This is a genomic window from Pseudoxanthomonas sp. LjRoot204_2, from assembly GCF_056175765.1.
Genome location: NZ_JBGFFG010000338.1, coordinates 1 through 3,802, shown reverse-complemented (window position 1 = coordinate 3,802; position 3,802 = coordinate 1). Strand labels below are relative to the sequence as shown.

The window sequence follows — 3,802 nt, the reverse complement described above, 5'->3', positions numbered from 1 at the left end:
CCCCAGACCGGACAGCAGGTCGTCGGCGTCGTCCTGCGAAAATGCATTGCGGTCCAGACCAGCAACGGCCGGGCCGGCGAGTTCTGAAGGCTTGTCGCGGTTTTTTTCCGGCGGCGGAAGGCCGAGGGCGCCGAAACCTTCGTGCACGCGTCGCACGATGCCGGCCACCCGGCGGATGATCTGGCCCGTCAGGTCCTGGTAGCTCTGTGCCAGCGCCATCTCCGACAGCCCCTTGCCGATGCTGTCCACCAGCGCGGCCTGCTCGGCGGACAGCGGGGTGGTTTTCAGCTGGGTGGCGTAGCCCCGGCACTGCTCGGCCAGGTCCAGGGTCTTGTGGCTGGCCTGTTCGGTCATTTCGACCACGTGGTCCAGTCGCGCGCAGGCATCGTCGAGATCGCCGGCGTCGGTCGGCGGCAGTTCGCCCAGCGTCTGCGCCAGTTCGCGGGCAAGCCGCCCCAGGCCCTGCATCATGGGCTGCGTGCGCCAGGCGGCGATGGCATCCAGTTCGCGCCGCCAGCCGGCTTCGTCGCCCTGTTCGAGGGCGTCGAGTGCGGTCTGCAGTTTCTCCACGAGTGCCGCGCGGGCGCTGGTGGCATCGGCGACGGCGCTCATCAGGCGGCCGCTCCGAGACGTTCGAAAATCTTGCCGAGCTTCTCTTCCAGCGTCTGCGCGGTGAACGGCTTGATGATGTAGCCGTTCACACCGTTCTGCGCCGCTTCGATGATCTGCTCGCGCTTGGCTTCGGCCGTCACCATCAGCACCGGCAGGGTCTTGTAGCGATCGTCGGCGCGGATGGCTTTCAGCAGCTCGATGCCGGTCATGCCGGGCATGTTCCAGTCGGTGACCACGAAGTCGAAACTGCCCTGGCCCAGCGCGGTCAGCGCGCTGTTGCCGTCCTCGGCCTCGGCGGTATTGGTGTAGCCGAGGTCGTTGAGCAGGTTCTTGATGATGCGGCGCATGGTGGAGAAGTCGTCCACGATCAGGATGCGCATGTTCTTGTTGGTCACGGATGCTCCGGTATTGCGTGGACGGTGGGTCTGGTGGGGATATCGGCCGGGGGCGGGAAAGGTTTAGCGGAGGCGACACCGCTCCTGCGGGGTCGCGCGATTGCCAAGGTCACTCGTCGTCTTCCAGCCCCGCGTCCGCCTTCTCGAACACCTGCAGGCGGCCGCGCAAGCGCACCATCGCCTGGCCGTGGATCTGGCAGACGCGGGATTCGCTCACGCCGAGTACGGCGCCGATTTCCTTCAGGTTGAGCTCCTGCTCGTAATACATCGACAGCACCAGCTGCTCGCGCTCGGGCAGGTGGCCGATCGCCTTGACCAGTTGCTGGCGGAACTCGCTGCGCTCCAGGTTCTGCTGCGGCGACGGACCGCCGGTGCGGGAGGTGTTGGGTTCGCCGTGGTCGTCGATGTGCGATTCCAGGCTGAGGACCTGGCCGCGCGCGGCGTCTTCCATCAGGCGCAGGTACTCCGGCAACGGCATCTCCATCGCGGACGCGACTTCGGTGGCGATGGCGGCGCGGCCGGTGCGCTGCTCGATCTCGCGCACGGTCGCCGCGGCCTGGCGGGCACGACGGTGCACCGAGCGCGGGACCCAGTCGCCGCGACGGATCTCGTCGATCATCGAACCGCGGATGCGGATCGAGGCATAGGTTTCGAAGGACGCGCCCTGTTCGGCGTCGTAGCTGCGCGAGGCTTCCAGCAGGCCGATCATGCCGGCCTGSAYCAGGTCGTCGAKCTCCACGCTGGCSGGCAGTCGCGCCGCAAGGTGGTGCGCGATGCGGCGGACCAGGTCGGCGTGCTGGGTGACGAAGTCGTTGGCGTTGCCGCGCTGCACGGCGCGGTACTGGGCGGCGGCGGTGTTCATGCGGCCACCCCGCGCTGGATCAGGCGTTCGACGAAGAACTCCACGTTGCCGCGGGCGCCGACCGGCGGCTGCCAGCGCGCCGTCGTGCGTGCTATCTCGGCGATGGCACGCGCCGAGGGGCTGCCCGGGTATGCCTTCACGACGGCCTGCTGGCGCTGCACCGCACGGCGCAACCAGTCGTCCTGCGGCACGGCGCCCAGGTAGTGCAGGGCGACGTCGCCGAGGAAACGTTCGCAGACGCGGGCCAGCTTCTCGTACAGCTTCCGGCCTTCATTGGGGTCGCGGACCATGTTGGCGATGACGTGCACGCGGTCCAGGCCGCGTTCGCGCGCCAGTACCTTGATCAGCGCGTAGGCGTCGGTGATCGAGGCCGGCTCGTCGCAGACCACCACCACGGTGTCCTGCGCGGCCTGGCAGAAGGTCAGCACGCTGTCGGTGATGCCGGCGGCGGTGTCCACCACCATGAAGTCGAGGGCGCGCTGCAGTTCGGAGAACACGTTGACCAGGCCGACGTGTTCGGCCGGCGTCAGTTCGGCCATGTGGCGGAAACCGGACGAGGCGGGCACCACCAGCACGCCTTCGGGCCCTTCCAGCAGCACGTCCTCCAGGCCGCAACGGCCGGCGACGAGATCGGCGAGGGTGAACTTCGGCGACAGGCCGAGCAGCACGTCCACGTTGGCCAGGCCCAGGTCGGCGTCCATCAGCAGCGTGCGCTTGCCCATTTCGGCGAGCGACACGGCCAGGTTGACCGACACGTTGGTCTTGCCCACGCCGCCCTTGCCGCCGGTGATGGCGACGACGCGCACGGGATGGAAGGCGCCGGGCAACGGCGGGGTGCTGCGGGGATTGGTCTGCAGCGGGTGGTCAGGCGACATGGGTGGCCTCGGTCGAGCAGGGTTCGTCGGCTTCGCGGCGCAGCTGGTCAAGCCGCAGCACGAGGTGGGCGCTGTTGGCGCGGTGGAGATCGTCGGGGACGCGCTGGCCGTCGGTCACCCAGGTCATCGGCAGCTGGTGGTCGACGACCACGCTCAGCGCGCTGCCCAGGCGGCCGGTCTCGTCCAGCTTGGTAAGCACCACGCCTTGCGGCTGTACGGTGTTGAAGCGGCGCACGACTTCGTCCAGGTCGGAGAAGTGCGAATTCGCAGGCAGGCAGAGCAGGGTCCTGACCTGGCCCGAGGCGCGCAGCCAGTTGAGCTGGCCGACCAGGTTGCGGTCGCGCTGGCCCAGGCCGGCGGTGTCGATCAGTACAAGCTTGTAGTCGCGCAGGCGTTCCAGCACCAGCGCCAGGGTCTGCGCGCTGTCGGCCTCGTGCACGGCGATGCCGAGCTGGCGGCCGTAGCCGTGCAGCTGCTCGCGGCCGCCGACGCGCACGGTGTCGGTGGTCACCAGCGCCACGTCGCGCGGGTTGTGGCGCTGTGCGAAGCAGGCGGCCAGCTTGGCGATGGTGGTGGTCTTGCCGGCACCGGTGGGGCCGACCAGGGCGATCACGCCGCCGGTCTCCAGCAGGTCGGCGTCGAGCACCGGCAACTTCTTCGACAGCAGGCCCAGCATCAGGCCGCGCCCACGGTGGGCTTCGGTGTCGGCGGGGATCTGCAGGGCGATGTCGCGGGTGATGCCGGCATCGAAGCCGTAGTCTTCCATCAGCTCCATCGCCTGCATGCGCACCGGCGAACCGCGCAGGCGTTCGTCGGTGAGGCGGTGCATTTCGCGTTCGATCATCTCGCGCATGGCCGCCAGTTCGCCGCGCATGTGCACCAGTTGCTCATCGCTTTCGCGCGCCTCGGCGGCGTTGTCGCTGACGACCGTCAGGGTCGGCACGGTGATGGCGGCGGGGGGCGGCGTGGGCCCGGTGGCGGTGATGCGGCTGGCGTGCAGCACGGCGACGGGCGCCGGCTCGGGTTCGGGCAACGACACCGGCGGCGCGATCGACGGC

At 69.1% G+C, this 3,802-nt stretch carries 5 protein-coding genes; all 5 read right to left on the bottom strand.

Annotated features, from left to right (window positions below; translation table 11 throughout):
- Window positions 1-612: protein phosphatase CheZ (locus tag AC04L7_RS14255; RefSeq protein WP_475513246.1), on the bottom strand; the 612-nt coding region annotated here is incomplete at its 3' end.
- A complete protein-coding gene (locus AC04L7_RS14250) occupies window positions 612-992 on the bottom strand; it encodes a chemotaxis response regulator CheY (RefSeq protein ID WP_296281172.1) in 381 nt (126 codons plus the stop codon). The genes AC04L7_RS14255 and AC04L7_RS14250, both read right to left, overlap by 1 nt.
- 124 nt (window positions 993-1,116) lie before the next feature.
- Window positions 1,117-1,869, bottom strand: a complete 753-nt coding sequence (locus tag AC04L7_RS14245) for an RNA polymerase sigma factor FliA (protein WP_475513245.1) — start codon at window positions 1,867-1,869, stop codon at window positions 1,117-1,119.
- Window positions 1,866-2,744 (bottom strand): MinD/ParA family protein, encoded by an 879-nt coding sequence (locus AC04L7_RS14240; RefSeq protein ID WP_435998931.1) that lies wholly within the window; start codon window positions 2,742-2,744, stop codon window positions 1,866-1,868. The genes AC04L7_RS14245 and AC04L7_RS14240 overlap by 4 nt, the downstream gene beginning before the upstream one ends.
- A partial coding sequence (gene flhF, locus AC04L7_RS14235; protein ID WP_475513244.1) for a flagellar biosynthesis protein FlhF occupies window positions 2,734-3,802 on the bottom strand: 1,069 nt, incomplete at its 5' end. The genes AC04L7_RS14240 and flhF, both read right to left, overlap by 11 nt.

Coding starts and splice junctions, on each gene's coding strand:
- AC04L7_RS14250 (WP_296281172.1), bottom strand. CDS start 992: ATGCGCATCCTGATCGTGGACGACTTCTCCACCATGCGCCGCATCATC.
- AC04L7_RS14240 (WP_435998931.1), bottom strand. CDS start 2,744: ATGTCGCCTGACCACCCGCTGCAGACCAATCCCCGCAGCACCCCGCCG.